Source organism: Candidatus Tisiphia endosymbiont of Sialis lutaria (assembly GCF_964026535.1).
Lineage (GTDB): Bacteria > Pseudomonadota > Alphaproteobacteria > Rickettsiales > Rickettsiaceae > Tisiphia.
The window spans coordinates 136,521-159,434 of the sequence record NZ_OZ032153.1 but is presented as its reverse complement, the minus strand read 5'-3'; the positions used below and the strand labels follow the sequence as shown (position 1 = coordinate 159,434).

The 22,914-nt window shown below is 34.5% G+C and carries 21 protein-coding genes; 9 read left to right on the top strand and 12 right to left on the bottom strand.

The annotated features are described in order from the left end of the window. Window positions 1-452: 452 nt before the first annotated feature. A complete protein-coding gene (locus AAGD20_RS00785) occupies window positions 453-1,313 on the bottom strand; it encodes a DMT family transporter (RefSeq protein WP_341749043.1) in 861 nt (286 codons plus the stop codon). Window positions 1,314-1,690: 377 nt separating this feature from the next. Then, window positions 1,691-3,043: a signal recognition particle protein gene (gene ffh / locus AAGD20_RS00780; protein WP_341749042.1), complete on the bottom strand. Its 1,353-nt coding sequence runs from the start codon at window positions 3,041-3,043 to the stop codon at window positions 1,691-1,693. Window positions 3,044-3,235: 192 nt separating this feature from the next. Between ffh and AAGD20_RS00775 the strand changes: the two genes are divergently transcribed. Continuing rightward, a complete protein-coding gene (locus AAGD20_RS00775) occupies window positions 3,236-3,952 on the top strand; it encodes a hypothetical protein (RefSeq protein WP_341749041.1) in 717 nt (238 codons plus the stop codon). Between the two features lie 349 nt (window positions 3,953-4,301). After that, the gene (locus tag AAGD20_RS00765) at window positions 4,302-5,303 is read left to right on the top strand and encodes an NAD(P)/FAD-dependent oxidoreductase (RefSeq protein WP_341749040.1); all 1,002 of its coding nucleotides are present in this window, start codon (window positions 4,302-4,304) and stop codon (window positions 5,301-5,303) included. On the opposite strand, the gene AAGD20_RS00760 is transcribed toward AAGD20_RS00765, so the two are convergent. Continuing rightward, window positions 5,234-5,404: a hypothetical protein gene (locus AAGD20_RS00760; RefSeq protein WP_157905698.1), complete on the bottom strand. Its 171-nt coding sequence runs from the start codon at window positions 5,402-5,404 to the stop codon at window positions 5,234-5,236. The genes AAGD20_RS00765 and AAGD20_RS00760 overlap by 70 nt on opposite strands. A 534-nt stretch (window positions 5,405-5,938) precedes the next feature. On the opposite strand from AAGD20_RS00760, the gene AAGD20_RS00755 reads away from it, so the two are divergent. From AAGD20_RS00755 to AAGD20_RS00740, 4 genes are all read left to right on the top strand, one after another. Beyond that, window positions 5,939-6,397, top strand: coding sequence for a division/cell wall cluster transcriptional repressor MraZ (locus AAGD20_RS00755; protein ID WP_341749039.1), 459 nt, complete (start codon window positions 5,939-5,941; stop codon window positions 6,395-6,397). Beyond that, window positions 6,394-7,341: a 16S rRNA (cytosine(1402)-N(4))-methyltransferase RsmH gene (rsmH, locus tag AAGD20_RS00750; RefSeq protein ID WP_341749038.1), complete on the top strand. Its 948-nt coding sequence runs from the start codon at window positions 6,394-6,396 to the stop codon at window positions 7,339-7,341. The genes AAGD20_RS00755 and rsmH overlap by 4 nt, the downstream gene beginning before the upstream one ends. After that, complete coding sequence (locus AAGD20_RS00745) at window positions 7,331-7,741, top strand: hypothetical protein (RefSeq protein ID WP_341749037.1); 411 nt, start codon at window positions 7,331-7,333, stop codon at window positions 7,739-7,741. Before rsmH ends, AAGD20_RS00745 begins: the two co-directional genes overlap by 11 nt. Before the next feature lie 286 nt (window positions 7,742-8,027). Continuing rightward, a complete protein-coding gene (locus AAGD20_RS00740; RefSeq protein ID WP_341749410.1) occupies window positions 8,028-9,686 on the top strand; it encodes a penicillin-binding protein 2 in 1,659 nt (552 codons plus the stop codon). Window positions 9,687-9,908: 222 nt separating this feature from the next. Here the strand turns inward: AAGD20_RS00740 and rpsD are convergent, their stop codons facing one another. From rpsD to AAGD20_RS00710, 6 genes are all read right to left on the bottom strand, one after another. Then, on the bottom strand, window positions 9,909-10,526 hold the full coding sequence (rpsD, locus tag AAGD20_RS00735; RefSeq protein ID WP_094649724.1) for a 30S ribosomal protein S4: 618 nt from the start codon (window positions 10,524-10,526) through the stop codon (window positions 9,909-9,911). A gap of 120 nt (window positions 10,527-10,646) precedes the next feature. Then, on the bottom strand, window positions 10,647-11,258 hold the full coding sequence (gene ccmA / locus AAGD20_RS00730) for a heme ABC exporter ATP-binding protein CcmA (protein WP_341749036.1): 612 nt from the start codon (window positions 11,256-11,258) through the stop codon (window positions 10,647-10,649). After that, window positions 11,259-12,176 (bottom strand): hypothetical protein, encoded by a 918-nt coding sequence (locus AAGD20_RS00725; RefSeq protein ID WP_341749035.1) that lies wholly within the window; start codon window positions 12,174-12,176, stop codon window positions 11,259-11,261. Window positions 12,177-12,427: 251 nt separating this feature from the next. After that, complete coding sequence (locus AAGD20_RS00720; protein WP_341749034.1) at window positions 12,428-12,817, bottom strand: hypothetical protein; 390 nt, start codon at window positions 12,815-12,817, stop codon at window positions 12,428-12,430. Between the two features lie 437 nt (window positions 12,818-13,254). Further along, window positions 13,255-14,532: a hypothetical protein gene (locus AAGD20_RS00715; protein WP_341749033.1), complete on the bottom strand. Its 1,278-nt coding sequence runs from the start codon at window positions 14,530-14,532 to the stop codon at window positions 13,255-13,257. Window positions 14,533-15,031: 499 nt separating this feature from the next. Further along, on the bottom strand, window positions 15,032-16,462 hold the full coding sequence (locus AAGD20_RS00710; protein ID WP_341749032.1) for a hypothetical protein: 1,431 nt from the start codon (window positions 16,460-16,462) through the stop codon (window positions 15,032-15,034). 699 nt (window positions 16,463-17,161) lie between these two features. Between AAGD20_RS00710 and acnA the strand changes: the two genes are divergently transcribed. Further along, window positions 17,162-19,831, top strand: coding sequence for an aconitate hydratase AcnA (gene acnA / locus AAGD20_RS00705; protein ID WP_341749031.1), 2,670 nt, complete (start codon window positions 17,162-17,164; stop codon window positions 19,829-19,831). Between the two features lie 43 nt (window positions 19,832-19,874). After that, on the top strand, window positions 19,875-20,450 hold the full coding sequence (gene hpf / locus AAGD20_RS00700; protein WP_341749030.1) for a ribosome hibernation-promoting factor, HPF/YfiA family: 576 nt from the start codon (window positions 19,875-19,877) through the stop codon (window positions 20,448-20,450). 310 nt (window positions 20,451-20,760) lie between these two features. Here the strand turns inward: hpf and AAGD20_RS00695 are convergent, their stop codons facing one another. Further along, entirely contained in the window at window positions 20,761-20,991 is a 231-nt protein-coding gene (locus AAGD20_RS00695) for a type II toxin-antitoxin system Phd/YefM family antitoxin (protein ID WP_094649718.1), read from the bottom strand. Window positions 20,992-21,106: 115 nt separating this feature from the next. Here AAGD20_RS00695 and AAGD20_RS00690 point away from each other — a divergent pair, with 115 nt between their 5' ends. After that, window positions 21,107-21,880, top strand: a complete 774-nt coding sequence (locus AAGD20_RS00690) for a class I SAM-dependent methyltransferase (protein WP_341749029.1) — start codon at window positions 21,107-21,109, stop codon at window positions 21,878-21,880. Between the two features lie 105 nt (window positions 21,881-21,985). On the opposite strand, the gene AAGD20_RS00685 is transcribed toward AAGD20_RS00690, so the two are convergent. Beyond that, on the bottom strand, window positions 21,986-22,384 hold the full coding sequence (locus tag AAGD20_RS00685) for a PIN domain-containing protein (RefSeq protein WP_094649822.1): 399 nt from the start codon (window positions 22,382-22,384) through the stop codon (window positions 21,986-21,988). Further along, complete coding sequence (locus AAGD20_RS00680; RefSeq protein WP_094649821.1) at window positions 22,381-22,635, bottom strand: AbrB/MazE/SpoVT family DNA-binding domain-containing protein; 255 nt, start codon at window positions 22,633-22,635, stop codon at window positions 22,381-22,383. Before AAGD20_RS00680 ends, AAGD20_RS00685 begins: the two co-directional genes overlap by 4 nt. Between the last annotated feature and the right edge of the window lie 279 nt (window positions 22,636-22,914).

The following is a 22,914-nucleotide window of genomic DNA, read 5'->3' as shown; positions in this document are numbered from 1 at the left end:
CAATTGACTATAGTTGCTCATTTGGCTATAGATACGCTGTAAAGATGAGAGATAAATAGAAAAATTATAGTCAATTTTATGTCATCCCTGCTTCGGTATGGGGTCTAGTACAACTGTTGAAAGTTAGAAGAGGAAGCGGTTTTAGATAGGTTTTCTGTCATTGCGAGACCACTACGTGGTCGTGGCAATCCACTTTTGATTACTTTTGTGGATTGCTTCGTTGACCTACGGTCTTTCTCGCAATGACGTTGATCACATACGACTTTTAAACTATCCGGTCTAAAACCGCTTCCTCTTCTAACTTTCAACAGTTATGGGGTCTAGATTCCGCACCGAAGCGGAAATGACAATAGTGGGTGGGAATGGCAAATTACTTCTTATGTCGTCCCTAAGAAATTACAGAACTATAGTCAATTGATGAGATGGAGATAATTTATATTTTAAATATGTTCCTAAAATTTTGCTTTGCTTTCTGATTGTGATTTTTGTTTCCTGGCTATATATATTCCACTTGAGATTATTATTATTGCTCCAACAATTGAGAAAATATCTGGTATTTCTTGCCAAATAACTATACTTAAAATTAAAGAAAATAAAACATTGCTATAAGCTAAAATACTCGTTTCTGTAACTAAACCAATTTCTAATCCTTTATTTAATAATATTTGGTGTAAAAGCATCAACAGAGCATTGATTGATAACAAGACCCAGTCATTTAAAGAAACTTGTGTTATAGCAAAATTCATTAAAAAAGGTAACATACTAAGAGAAGCTATCCCAAAATAATATACTAATACTCTATCTGAATTTTCTGTTTTTAGTAAATTTTTTATTGATATGAGAGTTAGTGCCATAAATATTCCACTAAATAATCCAAAAATTGCTCCCAAATTTATAATTTCTCTTGATGGTTTTAATATTAATAAGCACCCAATAAAGCCAATTATCGCTAAAAATAATAGTTCTTTGTTAATAGATTTATCAATAAAAATGCCAGTTATTAGTAACACCCAAAGTGGAGAAAGATTTGTAAGTACACTGACATTAAAAAGAGACAAGTAATTTACTGACGAAAACATGCAATACCAATATCCTATGCCTAATAATCCCCTGCTAATTAATGCCCAATAATGTTGCGACACTATTAATCTACCATGAGACTTTATAACTTTTGGTAAAAAATAGATAGTACAAAGAAAAAATTGGGAAAATACCACTAAAGAAACAGGAGTACTGCTATCAAGAGATTTTACTATACTAGCTTTTATTGCCCCAAGTCCAAATGCACTTAAAATATATAATGTTGCTTTCATATGGTTAAATCGCTAAGGTTTGTCTAGTACTACAGTTGTAGATTAAATGTGAGTGTTCACGGAAAAAAGGTTAAAGTATAAGACGTCATTGCGAGGAGAGCGTAGGTCGACGAAGCAATCATAAAACTAACCAAAAATGGATTGCCACGCCACCTACGGTAGCTCGCAATGACGATTTTTCTACTTTATTTATATGTCATTGCGAGGAGGTCGCCAGACCGACGAAGCAATCCAGAGAAGTGATTAGAAATGGCTTGCTTCGTCGACCTTACGGACTCCTCGCAGTGACGCTTGGCGATCAGATTTTTTTATTCATCACAAAAAAATAGCAAAAAAATTGTGAACGCTCACATCTAAACTATAACTGTAATACAGAATTATGGTTTAAATAAATTACCTAGACCACTACGCATTAGGCTTTTGGGGTTCATATTGCTTGCCTTTTTCATAAAACCACTTATTTGCTTAAATTGTTTCAATAGATTATTGACTTTCTGAACTGATGTTCCTGAGCCTTCAGCAATACGCTTTCGACGTGAGGCATTCAGCAAATCTGGTTTTCTTCGTTCTTTTTTGGTCATTGACAAAATTATTGCTTCTTGGTGGTCTATTAATTTGCTACTTAATTTCGATTGATCGACCTTATCGATAATTTTATTAATGCCAGGTAACATATTTATCATACTGCTCAATCCACCTAGTTTTTTTATACTCCTCATTTGCGTTAGGTAATCTTCCAAGTCAAATTTACCTTTTTTTAGTCTAGCAGCTGCTTTTTCCGCCTCTTCCTGATCTATTAGGCTACTTGCTTTTTCAACAAAGGAAATAATATCTCCCATATCTAATATTCTCGAGGCGATACGTTCTGGATCAAATAACTCTAAATCTGCCAATTTTTCACCAGTACTTAGGAACTTAATAGGCTTATTGGTAACATGCTTAATACTCAAAGCCGCTCCACCTTTAGCATCACCATCAATACGAGATAAAATCACCCCGGTAATTCCTAGTTGTTGGTCAAAATTGCTAGCTATAAGTACTGAATCTTGCCCTGTCATTGCATCAACCACCAGAATTATTTCCTTTGGCTTTACTAAATTTTTTATATTTACCGCTTCTTGCATCATTTGATCATCGATTTGCAACCTACCTGCCGTATCATAAATAACGACATCATAGGCGGCTAATTTTGATTCGTGCAAGGCTCTTTTAGTAATATCGATAGGATTATGGTTGGGGATAATAGTTAAACTATCTACCTCTATCGATTTACCAAGGATGGTTAGCTGCTCCTGAGCAGCAGGACGATAAGTATCAAGAGAAACTAACAACACCTTTTTATTCTGATTTTTTAGCCTAAGTGCTAATTTAGCACTGGCAGTAGTCTTCCCACTACCTTGTAGCCCAACCATTAAAATATTTACCGGAGGGGCAGATTTAAGTTGTAATACACTATCCTCTGGAGAAGAGGATAATATATTAATTAACTCATTATGGATAATTTTTACTATCATCTGCCCTGGAGAGACTGATTTTATCACCTCCTGCCCCATAGCTTTTAACTTTACTTCAGCAATAAAGTCCTTAACTACCGGTAGTGCCACATCTGCTTCAAGAAGGGCAATCCTAATATCACGCATAGTATCGTTTATTTGGGCTTCAGATAAAGTGCCGCTTCTTTTGATACGATCAAAGATTTTTGTTAGATTTTGAGTTAATGTTTGGAACATAAAATTTAATAAGTTACTTTAATTTTATCATTCTAGCATATTTACTAAGAAGCACTAAGCATATTAGCAAAAAAAATATTATAGTCAATTGATGTCATTATTAATTTTCAAAAAATACTTTACATGTAAAACAAAATATTGTCTTATATAGAATGTATCGTACATTTGTTAAATTTTTATAAGGTAAATTTTATGGGCAAATCCACTACAGAACTCAATAGAGTTATCAAAGCTCTAAAAGTAGGAGAAAATATTGAGAAGATAGATTTGTATAAGAATAAGATAGGCAATAAGCAAATTGGATTACTGGTACAAGCCTTATTGGAAAACAATACTGTAAAACGTATAAATTTAGATTGCAACGAAATAGATGATAAAGGCGCTATGTTAATAGCCAAACTATTAGAAGGCAATAAATTTATAGATGGAGTCTATTTACATCATAACAAGATAAGCAATAAAGGTGCAAAATGTTTAATACAAGCTTTAGAAAATAACGACCGTATATTGAGCCTTGACTTGTCCGGAAACAAAAAGATAGGGCTTGGTCTACAACAAGATGTAATGAAGCTATTACATAGAAATATATTAAAAACTGTAGAAACATTACCCTATAAGAATGAACAAGTAGATCAGGCAAAAGAAGATAGTGTATGGCTATGGTTAATGAAAAAAAATACCCCTTCCATTTCCTCTGCAATGCAAACACAGTCGCTAGACAAAAAACTACCGCCTATTGTGCAAAAGTTAAAAGAAATGCAGCAGCAATTAGGAGGGATTATAGAAGAAATAGAAGCACTCTTACAACCCCCCACCTTACAAGAGCAAATTTCTCAAAATGCATCGTTATTAGGTAATATAAGCCTAATAGTTCATTCAGATTCAACAGATTCTGTTAACGTTGTTTAACTTAGATAGTCACCTACGCGGGAATGACAACTTATGGATCTACGGTCTTTCTCGCAATGACACCAAGCTATTTTCTATGTGACTTTTAAACGCCATGCGTAAGATGAGAAAATATATATAAAACATTTATCAAAAGGACACGATTTCAAATTTTAGCGTTATTAGTTGATTATTTGTCCATTCTAACATATAGTCAATTGATGAGAAGTTGGGGACGTCGTCACTCGTCGCTCGCCTATTACTTATAGGCGTCGCTCCATCGTTCCTAGCCCCAAATTCTCCTGAATTAACTATAATATCCTGGTATCACTAAGAGTGTTACGATTTTTTATTTATAAAATTTTATTTTATGCACAATACTGATATTATAATAATTGGAGCAGGACCAGTTGGGTTATTTGCTATTTTCCAAGCTGGGATGCTTGGTATGCGTTGCCATGTTGTTGACTCACAGGAAATAATAGGTGGGCAATGTAGCATACTATATCCAGAAAAGCCGATATATGACATACCAGCCTACCCTAAAATTATGGCAGAACAGTTGATAGAACAATTGGCATTACAAGCCAATCCGTTTAATCCGGTTTATCATCTCAATCAGCAAGTTATACAATTAAAAAAAGAAGATGACTATTTCCAAATCACCACTTCTAAAAATGTCACAATAGCTGCTAAAGTTATTATTATTGCTGCTGGCTGTGGTTCTTTTGGACCTAACAGACCTCCACTAGTTGGTATAGAAGCATTTGAAGGAAAATCAGTATTTTATTTTATCAATAACCGCAATAGTTTGGCTAACCAAGAAATCGTCATAGCTGGTGGCGGAGATTCGGCTGTAGATTGGGCAATATCACTCTGCGAAATTGCTAAAAAAATATATTTAGTACATCGGCGCGAGAAGTTTCGAGCAGCTCCTGAAACTATAAGGCAACTCAAAGAATTAGCCGATAATGGTAAAATTGAGTTGGTAATTAATTATCAACTAGACCATTTAGTAGGAAAAGATGGCATCTTAGAAGCCGTTGGAGTAAAGGATTTCGAAGGAAATATTCGCACCTTACCAGCAAATATATTATTGCCATTTTTTGGACTTACCCAAGAACTTGGTCCAATAAAAAATTGGGGATTACATGTTAAAACAAATCATATAATTGTCGAGCCTGGTTATTTTGAAACAAATATTTCAGGTATCTATGCAATTGGTGATATTGCTAGTTATCCAGCAAAATTAAAATTAATTCTTAGTGGTTTTGCAGAAGCAGCCAGTAGTTTACATCATGCCTATAGTAGGGTATTTGAAGGTAAAGCCTTACATTTTGAATATTCGACTACCAAAGGACTGCATAAATAGGCTACGCAACTTTTATAGTCAATTGATGGGAAGTTGGTGACTTTGTCGCTCAATGCTTGCCTATTACTTATAGGCGTCGCTCCATCGTTCCTGCTACCCAATTCCCCACAACTGTTGAAAGTTGGAAGAGGAAGCAGTTTTAGACCAGGTAGTTTAAAGTCATATGTGGTCAACGTCTATTAGCGAGGAAGACCGTAGGTCGACGAAGCAATCCACAAAATTAACTAAAAATGGATTGCCACGACCTACTTGCGTGGTCTCGCTAATAGCGAAAAAGCTATCTAAAATCCGCTCCACCTTCTAACTTTCAACAGTTGTGCCCAATTCCCCTGAATTGACTATATATACACATTAAATAAGTCACAATTAATAAAAATTCATAAATTTTTTACAAACTATTTAAAACCTTCTTGACTCTATAATTATAGTACAATATCCTAAAAATTCCATATAATCCCAAATTATCCCAAACATGACCAAATCTAATTATGGAATAATTTGTACAGGGTATGGTTATATAGCTAATTTGATTTGTATTTAATCAGATAATGTTTGTCATTCCCGCGTAGGCGGGAATCTAGACCCCGCACTGAAGCAGGGGTGACACTACCAATTATTGGAAGGTAAATAGGTAAATGAATATTTTTTTGTCAAAATATATAAATAATCTTGATAAGAAAGGTAGGGTTTCGGTACCTGCTATTTATAGAGCAGCTTTGTCTAGCCAGTCATTTAATGGGGTTATTGTCTATCCGTCTTTTAGAAATAAGTGTATTGAAGCGTGTAGTTTAAAGAGGCTTGAGGAGTTAAGCCAAATGATTCAAACCTTAGACCCATATTCTGAGGAACGAGATGCTTTTGAAACAATCATTCTTGGCGAGGCTATCCAACTTGCGTTTGATGGTGAGGGTAGGGTGATTTTGCCTAAATCTTTAATAGAGCATTCTGACATATCAGAACAGGTTTGTTTTGTAGGAAAGGGATTAGTTTTTGAAATTTGGCAGCCGCAAAATTTTGAGACCTATCTTTCTTCAGCTCGGCAAATTGCTCAAAATAACCGTTTAACTCTTAAGAATATTAATAAGGAAATATGATACAAGAGTCCTCTCATACAGCTGTTATGTTAAATGAAGTTAAGGAAGTCTTGTGTCCTAAAGATGGTGGAATTTATCTGGATTGCACTTTTGGTTTTGGTGGTTATAGTCGAATGATACTCGATTCTTGTAATTGTCAATTAGTGGCAATTGATCGTGATCCAAATGTTATAACTTACGCCAATCAGTTGATAAAAGATTATCCTGGTAGAGTGAGATTTATTCAAACAGGGTTTGCTGAAAGCTTTTCAGAATTAGGTTCATTGAAATTTGACGGCATAGTTATGGATTTAGGGGTTTCTTCTATGCAGATTGATTCTGGCGATAGGGGATTTTCCTTTACTCATGATGGTCCACTCGATATGAGAATGAGTGGAGTAGGGCAGAGTGCTGCAGATTTTATAAATAATGCTGATGAACAAGAAATAGCTGATGTGATTTATAAATATGGCGATGAGTCTTATTCTCGAAGAATCGCTAAAAGAATTGTAGAACATAGGAGGTTAGAGCCTATTACCAATACAGCAAGGTTTGCTCATATTGTTCGTAGTAGTATAGGTTTTCGAAAAGGTAAGATAGATACTGCTACCAAGAGTTTTCAAGCAATTCGCATTTACATTAATGATGAATTGGGTCAATTAGAAAGATTTCTAAGTAATAGCAAAAATATTCTATCAGCAAATGGTCGCCTAGTAATTGTCTCATTTCACTCATTAGAAGACCGAATTGTTAAGAATTTTTTTAAAGCAAATTCTGCTAAGTTAGTTGCCAGGTCTAAATATGCGGCAAAGGTTTTTACTAAAGAAAATTCTAAGGAATGGCTTAAGATTATTACAAAGAAGCCATTATGTCCATCGTCTAGAGAAATTGCACTTAATCCAAGAGCAAGGTCTGCAAAGTTAAGGGCTGGACAGAAAATAGAGGGTGCTACATATGGCGGTTAGAATATTTAGTTATATAGCTTTCTGTACTATAATTTTTTCCATTTATGGGTTATTTAGAGTAAAAGATAAGGTTATTATCTTACATTATCAGCTTGGAGAGGTTTCAAAACAACTGATTGATGAGAGTAATAGAATTCACGTGTTAAAAGTCGAACAATCATACCTTACTTCTCCAGCTAGACTAAGAAAATTATCATCACTTTATTTACAATTAGATACTGTTAAAGTTAAGCAAATGATTAGTGATCCTTTAATGCCTGAAAGTAAGAAATATGTCAAGTCTCATGAAGTGAGTGGTTCATATTTTAATAAAACCAATGTTAAGTGGCGTTATAAAACAACTGCTAATAGTAAATACATAAAAACTGTTTCAACTAAAAAATCAGAGTATATTCGATGAAAGGTACTCTTTTTGCCTATGAATACGCCATTGTAAGGAGGCATAAGCCGATGAGGCAATCTAATGAGTGTGGATTGCCACGACCATTTCATGGTCTCGCAATGACGGAAGGACTTCTTACCCACTGGTCATTGCGAGGAGGTACTTTAGTACCGACGAAGCAATCCAGGAAAGTGATTAGGAATGGATTGCTTTGTTCGAGTTTCGTGGTTCATCGCAATGACGCGAGTAGGTTATGAGTAATAATATAGTTTTATTAGCATTGATAAAAAATACTATAACTAAAATGAAAAGAAGTTTTAGTAATATTATTTTATGGGATATTTGTGCTGACAATACCAAAATCAGATTATTCATAGTTAGCTTTTGTTTTGCTGTGTTTTTTTGTGGGTTGTCATACCGCTTAATAATCGTTGCGACTAATGGTTATGTTAAGCCAGAATATCAAGTAAAGAGTAGTAACTTTAGAAAAGAGATAGTAGACCGCAATGGTAATTTATTAGCAGTTAACTTACCCTCTTCCTCATTATTTGTTAATCCACAAAAAGTAATCAACCCAGAGCAATCTTTAGAAAGATTATCTAAAATCTTGCCTGAGATTGATAAAACGAAATTACTTGCAGAACTAAAGGGTAATAAAAGTTTTGTATGGGTAAAAAGGGATTTATTGCCAAAAGAGCAAGAGGCGGTGTTAAATTTGGCAATGCCAGGCTTTAGTTTTGAACAAGAACAAAAGAGGATATATACTTTCTCCAATTTATTATCACATGTTATAGGATATGTGGGTAGGGATTTGGCTGGTCTTGCTGGGTTGGAAAGGAGTTATGACAAATTTTTAACTAATTCGGATTTTGACTTAGCACAGCCAGAACAGCTTAAAAAACCACTTGAATTATCTATAGATGTAAGATTACAGAATATCCTAAATGAAGAAATAGATAAGACATTAAAGGAATTTAGTGCAATAGGAGCGGTAGGGATAATTGCCAATCCTAATAATGGTGAAATTCTAGCTCTGATTAGTAAACCTGATTTCAATCCACATTACCCGAGTAGTGCAAAGCCAGAAGAGTTGTTTAATATGGCAAGTCTTGGTATTTATGAGATGGGGTCGGTATTTAAAACCTTAACTATGGCTGTAGGTTTTGATACTGATGCTATAGCAATGAACGATGCTTATGATATTAGCTATATGAAGGTAGGGGCGTTTAATGTAAAAGATTATCACCCAAGGCATGGGTGGCATAGTGTTCCAGAAATTTTTCTGCATTCATCAAATATTGGGGTTAGCCAAATTATGTTAGAAGTTGGCAAAAATGATTTCAAAAAATACTTAAAAAGATTAGGGTTACTAGATCAGCTTAAAATTGAATTACCAGAGAGAGGCACCCCTTTGTTTCCATCCGATAAGAGATGGAGTGATTTAACGAGTGTTGTAATGTCATATGGTTATGGTATTTCAATTAGTCCTTTACACTTTATACAAGCAGTATTGCCGGTAGTGAATGGTGGGACATTATATGATTTGACTCTAATCAAAAGACAAGATGAACCTCTTGTTGGCACAAAGGTTTTTAGTGAAAAAACCTCTAAGCAAATGAGTGAATTATTTCGTTTTGTGGTAAAAGAAGGCACCGGACGTAGAGCTGATGTAAAAGGATATCTTGTTGGTGGGAAGACTGGTACGGCTGAGAAATTAACGGCAGATGGGCATGGCAAAAGAAGGTATCTTAAGAATAGCAGAATGTCATCATTTTTAGGTGTATTACCAGCTTCTAATCCACAATATGTTATTTTTATAATGTTTGATGAGCCAAAAGGAACAAAGGAGTCCTTTGGTTTTGCTACTGCCGGCTGGACTGCCGCTCCTACCGTTGGGAGAGTCCTTGAGCGAATGGTGTCACTATATGGAATAGAGCCGATTGAAAAAGGCGAGGAATTGTGATTATTAACAAATAGTGAACATACGCTATGCCTCCTATAAGCGTCAATTTAAGAAAACAATAATTAAAAAATCGTCATTGCTAGGAGGTCGCCAAACCGACGAAGCAATCCAGGAAAGTAATTAGAAATAGATTGCTTCGATCATTACTGGTTTTGCAATGACTTCATTGCAAAAGAACATATGTGAGCGTGCTAATCCATTTCTAATCAGCTTTTGGATTTACTATCTTGAATAAAGTTCAATTACTAAATGTACTTCTGGCTCAAAAGGATATGGAACATCAGAAATTACTGGAATTCTGACGAACTTACCAGACAATGAATGGGCATCAAAAGTTAAATAACCTGGTACGGTATTTTCTTGTTTGCTAGCTGTTTCGAGTATTACAGGAATTTGTTTTGCTGATTCCTTTAGCTCGATGACATCGCCTTCTTTTAATCGCATGCTTGGGATATCAGCCTTTTTGCCATTTACCTTAATATGACCATGGGTGACAAATTGTCTTGCAGCAAAAATAGTTGGGGCAATATTCATTCTGTAGATAACAGCGTCAAGCCTTCTCTCTAATAGACCTATAAAATTTTCACCAGTATTACCTTTCATTTTTTGTGCAAGAGCAAAGGTGTTTCTAAACTGTTTTTCGTTAATCCGACCATAATGACATTTAAGCTTTTGTTTAGCTTTTAAGTGTACACCATAATCAGAAGTTTTAACCATACTATTCTGACCATGTTGACCAGGACGGTAATTTCTTGTATTGAAGGCATCTTTGCTGTCGCCCCATAGGCTTACACCGAGTCTTCGACTTGCCTTATATTTAGAACTAATAATTTTTGTCACGCTCTATAAATCTCATAATTTTGACATTATTAATATATACATTGAAATTCATCAAGTATATATTAAAATATATATATTTTAACAACTAAAGTCAACCCTCATTTCTTGAAATATCAAAAGTTATTTGTTCAACAACAGATAATCCTCAAGATTGATTATTTGGGCTGACTTAATATCTATATTGGAGTGGGAAGTAAGCAAAATAATTCCACCATTATTGGCTTTTGAAATAATCAAGTTATATAGTAATTCTTTATTCTCTTGATCTAGGTTTGCCTCTACTTCATCCAATAACCATAAGTTTGATTGGCAAGCAATGAGCTTTGCTAAGGCAACCTTTTTTTGGTTGCCAGCAGAGAGCCTATAACATTGTTCATGCAAAATATTATATAACTTGAAATAATATACCGAAGATTCTAATGTTTCAAGGGAATCATAAATTATCGACCAAAATCTTAGATATTCTAATACAGTTATTTGAGATTTTAGCCCAAGATTATGTCCAATATAATTACAATAAGGTTTTTTTAAATGTTTGCAGTTCAATGAGCTATATAAAATATTTCCACTTGTTGGATTTTGTATATTAGCAACAATCCTAAGTAATGAAGTCTTTCCACAGCCATTAGCTCCTTGTAAATAAACTATAGAAGATGGTAAGCAAGTCACGCTGATATTAGTGAAGATACTTCTTTGGTCTATAATAAGAGTGACTTGCTCAAATGACAACATTTATTCTAGATGACCATCTATAGGAGTCTCAGCCATAAGGTCTACTGTATTATCTTCATTGTTAACATTATCTTTAATTTTGAAAAAATCAAGTTCTTTCATATCTAAGACTTGTTCTTCTGGCGAGTTATAAAAATACTTTTTGAGAGTGTATAATGCAACCGTAATCGTCATGATTATCAATGAAGAAGCTGCTGTAATAAGAATCTTCCCAGTTGTAGTAAGGGTCTCTTCAGTTGTAGTAGAAGCCTTTTCGGTTGTAGTAAGGGTCTCTTCAGTTGTAGTCGGAGCATTCTTAGTTGTAGTAAGGGTCTCTTCAGTTGTAGTAGAAGCCTTTTCAGTTGTAGTAAGGGTCTCTTCAGTTGTAGTAGAAGCCTTTTCAGTTGTAGTAAGGGTTTCTTCAGTTGTAGTAGAAGCCTTTTCGGTTGTGGTAAGAGCCTCAGTTGTAGTAGAAACCTTTTCGGTTGTGGTAAGAGCCTCAGTTGTAGTAGAAGCTTTTTCAGTTGTGGTAAGAGCCTCAGTTGTAGTAGAAACCTTTTCGGTTGTGGTAAGAGCCTCAGTTGTAGTAGAAGCTTTTTCAGTTGTGGTAAGATACTCAGTTGTAGTAGAAGCTTTTTCGGTTGTAGTAAGATCCTTCTTAGTTGTTTTTGAATGGGGATAGCTTTTATTATAGTCTAGCAATAACTCTTCCAAAGAATTGTCGAGTATTTGTGTAATATGGTCCAATTTTTTTAATTTTTTTTCTGAAGAATTGTCCGGGTAACCTAAGTCATTAAGTAGCTCACTTGGAGATGTATTACCTAGATCATAAAGGCTAGGGCTAGTTTGTTTTGTAGTAGGAAAGGTACCAACGTTACGTAGTACGGCTGTTGCAGCACATAAAGATGTTACAACAGAACCAGGAGATAAAAGTTTCATAAAAATTGTTTCCTATTTTGAATATTTAATTTAACAGTGTAATTAAAATTAAAATAAATTTTTTCTTAGAAGTCAAGCTTTAATTTCAATTTTTCCTGTAAAAAGTGAATAAAAACCGTTAAAATTTTTACTTGAAAAGCTTAGTGTTAGATATTTTATTGTGTATAATAATTCGAATCGACTTTAATTATTTAGAGTTCCTGCATAACTCCATTTAACTATCTCTGATTTATGCAGGAGGTTTAATATTTTTACTGCTCTGGCATATCTATTGTTGTTGTTGTTGTTGCTGTGTCTCCTACCACCTCTGTATCCGATGGATTGGTTTTTATTGTTGTAAAAAATTCTATATTAAGATGCTCGTCATTAGTAAAGCTTTTATTAATGTGTTCAGCAGGCTTTTTATCTATTTTTAGTGAATCTTTTGTTCCACCAGATTGAGTACCTTCTGTCTGTATTTTCTGCAATTTGTCAAAACACTTTTTATAAACAACACGAGTACCGTAACCCAAAATACTAAAAAAACATAACGCAAAGAATGAACCTAAAGTTATAAGTGCATCTTTCATCCACAATTCTTGATTTGTAGTATTTTGATTGGGAGGAGTGTAGCTGCAATTATTTATATATGGATTTGTCATAAAATTTGTTTCCTATTTAAGAATATTAATTGATATTAGTTGTAACAAGATAGTTAACATCAACTATCTAAATTGATAAAATAGGTTTTTTGTATATAAGTCAAGGTAATTCAAAGTTGTTTATAAAAAATAAATTGTCATTCCCGCGTAGGCGGGAATCTAGACCCCTGCTTACGCATAAGCGTTAGTTTAAGAAAACAATAATTGAGAAACCGTCATTGCGAGAAAGACCGTAGGTCGACGAAGCAATCCATAAAAGTAACCAAAGATGGATTGCCACGCCACCTAAGGTGGCTCGCAATGACGGAAAAGCGATCTAAAACCCGTTCTACCTTCTAACTTTCAACAGTTGTGGAGTTTTACCCAGATCATTGCGAGGGGCTATAAAGAGCCTTAGTAGATATAGTATCGGTTTTTGTTTTTTTAGTGACTTATACCTATGCTGCTGCTGAATTTAAATCTGAATCTAAATTTCCAGTTCCTGCCAGTGGAACTAATAAATCTTTTATCCCATCTGTATAATCGTTATCATTAATTGGGATGATTTGATCTACTAGCTTCAATAAACTCGGCTCATCACAATTTTTAAGTTCTACGTTTAATTCCTCTTTTGTTTTATTTTTATTATAACATTGTTTTAGTTTATGGAGAGCGTATACAATAACTGCAGTGGTAACTACCGCTGCAGCTGTTTCAGCTATAGGTGCAACTACTTTGTTCCACAACCATCCTTGATCTTCAGCGGAAGGGGTAGTTTGGTCTTGTGGTGCTGTTGGTGTAGAAGGTTCTGCCTGAGTAGTGTTATCTTTTGGCATAGCAGTAGAAGAATTTTCTTTAGTAGTAGAAGCTTCTGTAATTAAAGAGGTAAGAGAGGTTTCAGTAATTTTTTCCGGCGTAGTAGAAGTTGTTGTGCTAGAAGCTTCAGAGGTGGAAGAAGATGGTTCATGGCATGTATGTGTGAATTCCAAAGGAAATGTATTAGGGCGGTCTTTAGATTCCAAAAAGGAATATTTTGTTGTTACTGTTTTCATATCATATCCTATAGATGAGTCGTCTAGCCAAAGAGCTGGTGGCTCGAACTGAAATGCCTTTTTACTGTCAACATAGGTTCTACCTTCTACAACATTCCCTTTTTCTGAGCAAGGCTTATCCGTACACTTAACATATAGTGTTGTAGACTGAGGATTCTCCCCCCAATCGTAGAATTTTTCTCTAACTATTTCAAATTTAAAGCACTGATTTTTTAGATCAATTTCTCGCCATATCTCAGAGGTAGAAGCAGCCCGAGCACTCCTATGATGAACTACATTAGAATTTTCTGTATCAAAATTATCTGCGTTAGAGTTATCTGGAGTATTAAATGTAACATGGCGGTATGCATGGGCAGCATGTGATGTTGCTAACAAAGTAGCAAAGAAGATATGTTCTTTAGGAATAGATGAAAAAGCATTAGCAACAGTAGTAAACCAGCTATTATTTGGATTAGAATTATCTGGATTAGAATGGTCAGTAACAAATCCAAAATTTTTGGCTGCCTCTAGTTGTTTTCCTTCGAGGGCTTCTTTGCCGTATTCTGCCATAGTTTCTGCCAGATGAAGGAATTGTAATGTAGTAGATAAATTTGCAAAGTTCTTATCATCATCATAATATTGGCTATTTAAGCACTCAGGATCTTCTAAATCACGATAATAATCAATCGGTACTGTTTTTGACATAAAAATTTATTTCCTATTTAATAATATTGGTTAATATTTTTTTTAACAAGATAGTTAATATAAACTATCAAAATTGATAAAATAGCTTTTTCATAAAGAAGTCAAGACTTAATTTTAAAATTGTTTAATAAAAATAAAATAGTGAAATCTGGTTTTTTTTGCCATTCTTGCTTCTCCTTGTCATTCTCGCCCACTATTGTCATTCCCGCGTAGGCGGGAATCTAGACCCCTGCTTACGCATAAGCGTTAGTTTAAGAAAACAATAATTGAGAAACCGTCATTGCGAGGAAGACCTTAGGTCGACTAAGCAATCCATAAAAGTAACCAAAGATGGATTGCCACGCCACCTACGGTGGCTCGCAATGACGGAAAAGCGATCTAAAACCCGTTCTACCTTCTAACTTTCAACAGTTGTGGAGTTTTACCCAGATCATTGCGAGGGGCTATAAAGAGCCTTAGTAGATATAGTATCGGTTTTTGTTTTTTTAGTGACTTATACCTATGCTGCTGCTGAATTTAAATCTGAATCTAAATTTCCAGTTCCTGCCAGTGGAACTAATAAATCTTGTATCCCATCTGTATAATCGTTATCATTAATTGGGATGATTTGATCTACTAGCTTCAATAAACTCGGCTCATAAAAATTTTTAAGTTCTACGTCTAATTCCTCTTTTGTTTTATTTTTATTATAACATTGTCTTAGTTTATGGAGAGCGTATGCAATAACTGCAGTAGTAACTACCGCTGCAGCTGTTTCAGCTATAGGTGCAACTACTTTGTTCCACAACCATCCTTGATCTTCAGCGGAAGGGGTAGTTTGGTCTTGTGGTGCTGTTGGTGTAGAAGGTTCTGCCTGAGTAGTGTTATCTTTTGGCATAGCAGTAGAAGAATTTTCTTTAGTAGTAGAAGCTTCTGTAATTAAAGAGGTAAGAGAGGTTTCAGTAATTTTTTCCGGCGTAGTAGAAGTTGTTGTGCTAGAAGCTTCAGAGGTGGAAGAAGATGGTTCAGTAGTAGTGGTTTTTACTAATTCTCTTAATAAATTATTCCTATTTATAGCCAATTGGTTATTCGGTTCTTCCTTAAGAGCAAGCTCGATCTCTGTCATAGCCTCTGTAAATTGTTTACTTTGATAAAGATTAGTAGATTCCTTATAGTGAGAATAAAACGGGGTTAATGGTTCATTGCAGCTAAGTACCTCTGAACCGTATTTAATATCATATCCCCAACCATAGTTAGGGGTATTATATGTATAATCCATCTGTACTTTCCCCCCACTGATAGCTTTTGGTTCTGCAAGACCTATATTGTATTCCCACCAATGTTTTGCTACCCATGGTGTTAATTGGGAATTCTCTCTATGTATGCAAGGTTCCCCACTACACCTAGTATTGATAGTATCCTTACTTCCTCTATTCCAGCTACTTCTATGCAATCCAACAAAAAAGCAATTTTCATTGTCTAAATCCACGAAGCTGCTAATTGGTATATCTCCTGCAGCCCGAGCACTCCTATGATGAACTACATTAGAATTTTCTGTATCAAAATTATCTGCGTTAGAGTTATCTGGAGTATTAAATGTAACATGGCGGTATGCATGGGCAGCATGTGATGTTGCTAACAAAGTAGCAAAGAAGATATGTTCTTTAGGAATAGATGAAAAAGCATTAGCAACAGTAGTAAACCAGCTATTATCTGGATTAGAATTATCTGGATTAGAATGGTCAGTAACAAATCCAAAATTTTTGGCTGCCTCTAGTTGTTTTCCTTCGAGGGCTTCTTTGCCGTATTCTGCCATAGTTTCTGCCAGATGAAGGAATTGTAATGTAGTAGATAAATTTGCAAAGTTCTTATCATCATCATAATATTGGCTATTTAAGCACTCAGGATCTTCTAAATCACGATAATAATCAATCGGTACTGTTTTTGACATAAAAATTTATTTCCTATTTAATAATATTGGTTAATATTTTTTTTAACAAGATAGTTAATATAAACTATCAAAATTGATAAAATAGCTTTTTCATAAAGAAGTCAAGACTTAATTTTAAAATTGTTTAATAAAAATAAAATAGTGAAATCTGGTTTTTTTTGCCATTCTTGCTTCTCCTTGTCATTCTCGCCCACTATTGTCATTCCCGCGTAGGCGGGAATCTAGACCCCTGCTTACGCATAAGCGTTAGTTTAAGAAAACAATAATTGAGAAACCGTCATTGCGAGGAAGACCTTAGGTCGACTAAGCAATCCATAAAAGTAACCAAAGATGGATTGCCACGCCACCTACGGTGGCTCGCAATGACGGAAAAGCGATCTAAAACCCGTTCTACCTTCTAACTTTCAACAGTTGTGGTATAGCATTCTACGCAGGGATGATATAAAATATAAATATTTTTCAAATTAAATTGCATGAAAAGCTTAGTGTTAGGTATTTTTAGTGTATACTCAAAATGAAAGTTAATGGTTATAGCTATCCCGAATAGTATTACTTAGTCATTGCGAGGAGCCACTTTAGTGGCAACGAAGCAATCCAGGAAAGTGATTAGAAATGGATTGCCACGCTCACATACGTTCGCTCGCAATGACAGCATAATACTAGTCGAGTTAGCTATAAAACAAATTTGGAGTGGTTAGTATGAATTATGATTATCTTAAAGAAATATCTGTTGGAGAGGATGTTTATAAAATCTTTGATATAAATAAGGCGGCAAGTGATATTGGGCTTGAGTTAAAGCGTTTACCTTATAGTTTAAGGATATTATTTGAAAATGTTCTGCGTCTAACTGGTAGCCAAGAGAAGTTGTTGCTATTTAAAGAATGGCTTAAGGCAAGGAAATCCGAGGCTGAGATACCATTTATGCCAGCTAGGGTACTGATGCAGGATTTTACTGGTGTTCCGGCTATTGTTGATTTAGCTGCTATGCGTGATGCTATGAAAAAACTAGGGAAGAATCCATTAAAGATTAATCCTTTGATACCTGTTGATCTGGTAATAGATCATTCGGTACAAGTCGATTATTATGGAACAAGTGAAGCTTTTGATAAAAATGTTACAATGGAAGTAGCTCGGAATATAGAGCGTTATGAGTTTTTAAAATGGGGGCAGGAAGTATTTGATAATTTTAAAGTAGTACCCCCGGGAACAGGTATTTGTCATCAGGTTAATTTGGAATATTTAGCTAATGTTGTGTGGATTAAACAACAAGAAGGGGGAACTTTTGCTTATCCGGATACATTGGTTGGTACAGATAGTCATACTACGATGATTAATGGTCTGGCAGTTCTTGGTTGGGGAGTAGGGGGGATTGAAGCTGAGGCGGCAATGCTTGGTCAGCCTCTATCAATGATTATACCTGAGGTAATTGGCTTTAAATTGACTGGCTCTTTAAATGGGATGATTACCGCTACAGATTTGGTGCTAACCATTACCCAAATGTTAAGGAAGAAAAATGTCGTTGGCAAATTTGTCGAATTTTATGGAGATGGATTGGACTTTTTAACATTGGCAGATAGGGCAACTATTTCAAATATGGCTCCTGAATATGGTGCTACTTGTGGCTTCTTTCCAATTGACAATGAGACTATCAAATATCTTAACTTGACGGCTAGAGAGCCAAATCGCATAAAATTAGTAGAGCAATATGCTAAGCTACAGTCATTATGGTACGAATCGACAATTATTCCAGAATATACTGAGACATTAGAGTTGGATTTATCTACTATCGAAGCTTCTTTAGCAGGACCAAGACGTCCGCAAGATCGAGTTAACCTAAGAAATGCCGCCAGTAATTTTAACAATGAACTAGCTTCTTTAACCAAAGATGATGTTAATATTGATAAAAAATACCCTGTGACTGATGAATATGCAATCAGTCATGGTGATGTCGTAATAGCGGCAATTACTAGCTGTACCAATACTTCCAATCCTAATGTAATGGTTGCTGCCGGTTTGCTGGCTAAAAAAGCAGTAGAACTTGGATTAGTGAAAAAGCCATGGGTTAAGACCTCATTGGCTCCTGGTTCAAAAATAGTGACAGAATATCTGAAGAAAAGTGGGCTTGATCAATATCTCAATGATTTAGGTTTTAATCTTGTTGGCTATGGTTGTACTACATGTATCGGCAATTCTGGGTCACTGTTGCCGGAAATAGAAGAGACTATTACCAAAAACAATCTGGTTGTTGCTTCGGTATTATCTGGTAACAGAAATTTTGAGGGTAGGGTACATCCTCTAACCATAGCTAGTTATCTTGCCTCTCCGCCGCTAGTTATTGCTTATGCTATCACCGGTACTATCAACATTAATCTTGAGACGGATGTGATAGGAAAAAGTTGTGATGGTAAGGATGTTTATCTTAAGGATATTTGGCCTACTCAACATTCGATACAGAAAATAATTGAGGAATCTATTGACTGTGAAATGTTTAAGGAGAAATATAGTGATATATTCTTAGGTGATAAGGAATGGCAAAATATTAAGGTAACTAAAAGTGATACTTATAATTGGAATAAAAATAGCACTTATATCAATAATCCACCTTATTTTGAAGGTATCGAGCATATATCGAGTGAATTGGAGGATATAGAATCTGCTAGGATATTAGCCATCTTTGGCAATTCTATTACTACTGATCATATATCGCCAGCCGGAAATATTAGTAAAACAAGCCCTGCTGCTAAATATTTAACCGAGCAGGGTATTTTACCAGCAGATTTTAACTCTTATGGATCACGGCGTGGCAATCATCAAGTAATGATGCGTGGGACTTTTGCCAATAATAGAATTAAAAATGCTATGTGTCCTGGAATTGATGGGGGGATAACGATCAATCAACGGAATGGTCAACAAATGAGTATTTATGACGCTTCTCAGGATTATAAGGCTCATTCTATCCCTTTAGTAATTTTTGCAGGTAAAGAATATGGCTCTGGTTCGTCGAGAGATTGGGCAGCAAAAGGTACTAGTTTACTAGGAGTAAAAGCGGTAATTGCTGAAAGTTTTGAAAGAATTCACCGGTCAAATTTAGTTGGTATGGGTGTGTTACCGCTTGTACTCACTTCTACTACGGTAAGTGATTTAAAACTTGATGGTTCTGAATATATTACAATTACCGGCTTAAGTAATAAAGTAGAGCCTTATGCACAACTTAGTTGTGTTATAAGTAGAAAAAATGGTATAGTTGAAACTTTTGAAGTAATATTACAAGTTTTTACAGAAAATGAGATAGATTATATCAAATATGGTAGTATAATGCACTTAGTTGTTAAGAATTTTGGTTTTCTTGGCAATGACGGCAGTTTATGATGAATAAATACTACTAGTTAGCTATAAATTTAAAGGGGGTTTTATGCAAGTATCAGTATCAGGTCAACATATTTCTATTGGCAATTCTTTGCAAGATTATGTAAAAAGCCGTACTACGCAAGTAGCAGCAAAGTACTTTTCTACTATAATTAATGCAAACGTACATTTCTCTAAACAAGGATTTCAACTGGTTTGCGATATTGTAGTGAATGATGGTACCGGCAGACATATAATATTGAAAGGTAATGCTGCTTCAGATGACATATATTCAGCATTTGATGCTGCTCTTTCTCGACTTGAAAAGCAGCTTAGAAAGTACAAATCTAAACTCAAAGATCGTCATGATAGAATTAAAATATCCGAAGCGGCACCTAAAGCAGTCAAGTATATTATCACGCCCCATGAACATGAAGACGAAGATAATGTACCAGCCTCTGATAATCCTGTAATTATCGCAGAAAAATCTGTAGAAATATTAATTTTATCAGTAAGTGAAGCCGTTATGAAAATGGATCTTGAAAACCTGCCTGCTTTAATGTTTCAAAATAGTAATACTAATCGTATTAATATAGTTTATTACCGTCGAGATGGCAATATATCTTGGATAGATTCAAAATAGACTAATTTAAATTTATTCAGTAAATTTAGGCTGGGTAATTAAAAGTCGTATGTGGTCAACGTCTATAGTCAATTGATGAGAAGTTGGTGACGTCGTCACTCCATCACTCCTGCTACCCAATTCTCTTGAATTGGCTATATCCGTCATTGCGAGGAAGACCGTAGGTCGACGAAGCAATCCATAAAAGTAACCAAAAATGGATTGCTTCGACCATTAAATGGTCTCGCAATGACGGAAAAGCTATCTAAAACCCTCTCCACCTTCTAACTTTCAACAATTGTGGTAGGGGTATCCAGTACGATTATATTAGTCATAGATTAGCATCCCACCTTTCATCAATTGGGTTAAGTATATCACCTTTAATTTCAGCCTTTCCCTTTAACATTCCAAGTAAAGATAGTTTTGTTTTATCTAATGGAACTATTTTTGCTATTGGCTTATCTCCTTTGGTAATAATAATTGATTGTTGGTTAGCCTGAAGTTTATCAATAATTTCAAGACAGTGTTCTTTAAATTGGCTAATTGCTATTTTATTAGACATAATAGATACTATATAATTATAATATAAATTATATAGTATCTTGACTGCATAATATAGTAAATTCATACAAGGTACAGCTAAACCCATTAGCTATAAATTTAATTCAGAAGAAACGATGAAAAAAAGTCAACTTGGGCTACCACTTGAATACAAAAAATTACCTGAATATTTTGATGCCCATAATATAAATGATGATACAGATAAAATAAACGGTGTTATTGAAAATTTATTGAGAGAACGTAATGTCCAAACAGTTTTAGACCTTACGTGCGGCACCGGCTCTCAAGTATTTTTTCTTGCAAAGCGTGGATATAAAATAACTGGTGCAGACTTCAGTCCCGCTCTTCTGAAAATTGCAAGAGAAAGAGCTTATAATGAAAAAGTTGATGTCAAATTTATTGACGGTGACATGCGTACATTAAAGGTTGGTGCTTTTGATGCGGTTATTACCATCTTTAACGCAGTAGGTCATCTTACAAAAGTTGGGTTTGAGAAAGCAATGAGAAATATATACCAAAATTTAAATAACAACGGAATTTATATATTCGACATATTTAATTTGGATGCTATGACTGATAGTACTGTAATTGATATGGCAATGCAATTTCAAAAAAAAGTTAGTAATACAAAGATATATTCAACTCAATGCTCTATAATTGATAGAGAAAACTCGTATCTCACATCCTACGACACTCATATGATTCAAAAGAATGCAGATAAACCAAAAAGATTTTATAATAAATTTTCTTTGCAAATTTATACAGCAAAAGAACTCCAGGAAATGCTTACTATAAATGGCTTTGAGACTATAGATCAATATGGAATTGACGGATCAGAATTTTTAAAAGATAGAACGATAAACATTCTTACAGTTGCAAAGAAAAAGTAATCGAACATAGAAGTGCCTTAGCTAACTCAGCTATAGTCAATTGATAAGAAGTTGGTGATTTCTTTAGAACCTAGGAAACCAATAAAATAAATAACCACCATAATATTATTCTTTTTTTAATTGTTTATTTGCTAAATTGAGTAATTTTTGATCAAAAGAAAGAATGGGTAAATCTGTAGTAACTGCTTTAGCTAGAAGAATACAATCAACTATATGCAAATTATATTTTAAATAATAATCTAAAGCTAATAAAAAATAGTTCTTATCACTTTGAATTCCTTTATAAGTTAGCATCTCAGATAAGGTCAAAGTTATTTTATCCCTGGGAACTTTATAGAAAGAAGATAAGACAAATATTACTTCCGTAAATACTGTTTGTTCAATTATAAGAGTAATATGACCAGTTTTAGCTTGTTCAAATATTTCTTTGGTTTTACTAAACATTTCTGGATTATCGGCAATAAGATAACGAAGGATAAAGTTGCTATCACAAATATATTTCATTTCACTACCTTATTAGCTTCTTTAGAATAGGTATTATCAAGCCATGCTTGTTGTCTGATTTCATCAAATGAAGGTTCTGAATCTTTCCGATAAATAGAAAGAGCTCCCCCAAGGTCACAGACAGGGGATAATATTAATTGATTATTATCATTAACCTCTAAGGTAACAATGTTAGATTTTAAAATATCTCTAACTTTCTTTGGTAAGACAATCTGCCCCTTAGAACTAATAGTAAACGTATTAATATACATTTGGATAATACCTAAATAGTTAATTTATATAATATTTTATTATAGTAAAATAAATTACTAAATACAAGTATTTTCATATAAAGTAAGATAGATTATAAAAGTACACAACTTGTGCAAAATTAATATTAAATTGTTTTCGTATTTAGATCAGTTAATTTCTTACTTATAGATTTAAGGGTGTATTTAGTAATTATTACTATATAGTCAATTGATGAGAAGTTGGGGACGTCGTCACTCTATCACTCCTAGCCCCCAATTCTCTTGAATTGGCTATATCCG

Bases quoted from the DNA above. Each gene is read 5' to 3' on its own strand.
- AAGD20_RS00720 (WP_341749034.1), bottom strand. From the start codon at position 12,817: ATGACAAATCCATATATAAATAATTGCAGCTACACTCCTCCCAATCAA.
- AAGD20_RS00725 (WP_341749035.1), bottom strand. From the start codon at position 12,176: ATGAAACTTTTATCTCCTGGTTCTGTTGTAACATCTTTATGTGCTGCA.
- AAGD20_RS00765 (WP_341749040.1), top strand. From the start codon at position 4,302: ATGCACAATACTGATATTATAATAATTGGAGCAGGACCAGTTGGGTTA.
- AAGD20_RS00740 (WP_341749410.1), top strand. From the start codon at position 8,028: ATGAAAAGAAGTTTTAGTAATATTATTTTATGGGATATTTGTGCTGAC.
- AAGD20_RS00685 (WP_094649822.1), bottom strand. From the start codon at position 22,384: ATGAAATATATTTGTGATAGCAACTTTATCCTTCGTTATCTTATTGCC.
- hpf (WP_341749030.1), top strand. From the start codon at position 19,875: ATGCAAGTATCAGTATCAGGTCAACATATTTCTATTGGCAATTCTTTG.
- AAGD20_RS00755 (WP_341749039.1), top strand. From the start codon at position 5,939: ATGAATATTTTTTTGTCAAAATATATAAATAATCTTGATAAGAAAGGT.
- rsmH (WP_341749038.1), top strand. From the start codon at position 6,394: ATGATACAAGAGTCCTCTCATACAGCTGTTATGTTAAATGAAGTTAAG.
- AAGD20_RS00690 (WP_341749029.1), top strand. From the start codon at position 21,107: ATGAAAAAAAGTCAACTTGGGCTACCACTTGAATACAAAAAATTACCT.
- AAGD20_RS00710 (WP_341749032.1), bottom strand. From the start codon at position 16,462: ATGTCAAAAACAGTACCGATTGATTATTATCGTGATTTAGAAGATCCT.
- AAGD20_RS00680 (WP_094649821.1), bottom strand. From the start codon at position 22,635: ATGTATATTAATACGTTTACTATTAGTTCTAAGGGGCAGATTGTCTTA.
- AAGD20_RS00785 (WP_341749043.1), bottom strand. From the start codon at position 1,313: ATGAAAGCAACATTATATATTTTAAGTGCATTTGGACTTGGGGCAATA.
- AAGD20_RS00775 (WP_341749041.1), top strand. From the start codon at position 3,236: ATGGGCAAATCCACTACAGAACTCAATAGAGTTATCAAAGCTCTAAAA.
- AAGD20_RS00695 (WP_094649718.1), bottom strand. From the start codon at position 20,991: ATGTCTAATAAAATAGCAATTAGCCAATTTAAAGAACACTGTCTTGAA.
- ffh (WP_341749042.1), bottom strand. From the start codon at position 3,043: ATGTTCCAAACATTAACTCAAAATCTAACAAAAATCTTTGATCGTATC.
- ccmA (WP_341749036.1), bottom strand. From the start codon at position 11,258: ATGTTGTCATTTGAGCAAGTCACTCTTATTATAGACCAAAGAAGTATC.
- acnA (WP_341749031.1), top strand. From the start codon at position 17,162: ATGAATTATGATTATCTTAAAGAAATATCTGTTGGAGAGGATGTTTAT.
- AAGD20_RS00715 (WP_341749033.1), bottom strand. From the start codon at position 14,532: ATGTCAAAAACAGTACCGATTGATTATTATCGTGATTTAGAAGATCCT.
- AAGD20_RS00745 (WP_341749037.1), top strand. From the start codon at position 7,331: ATGGCGGTTAGAATATTTAGTTATATAGCTTTCTGTACTATAATTTTT.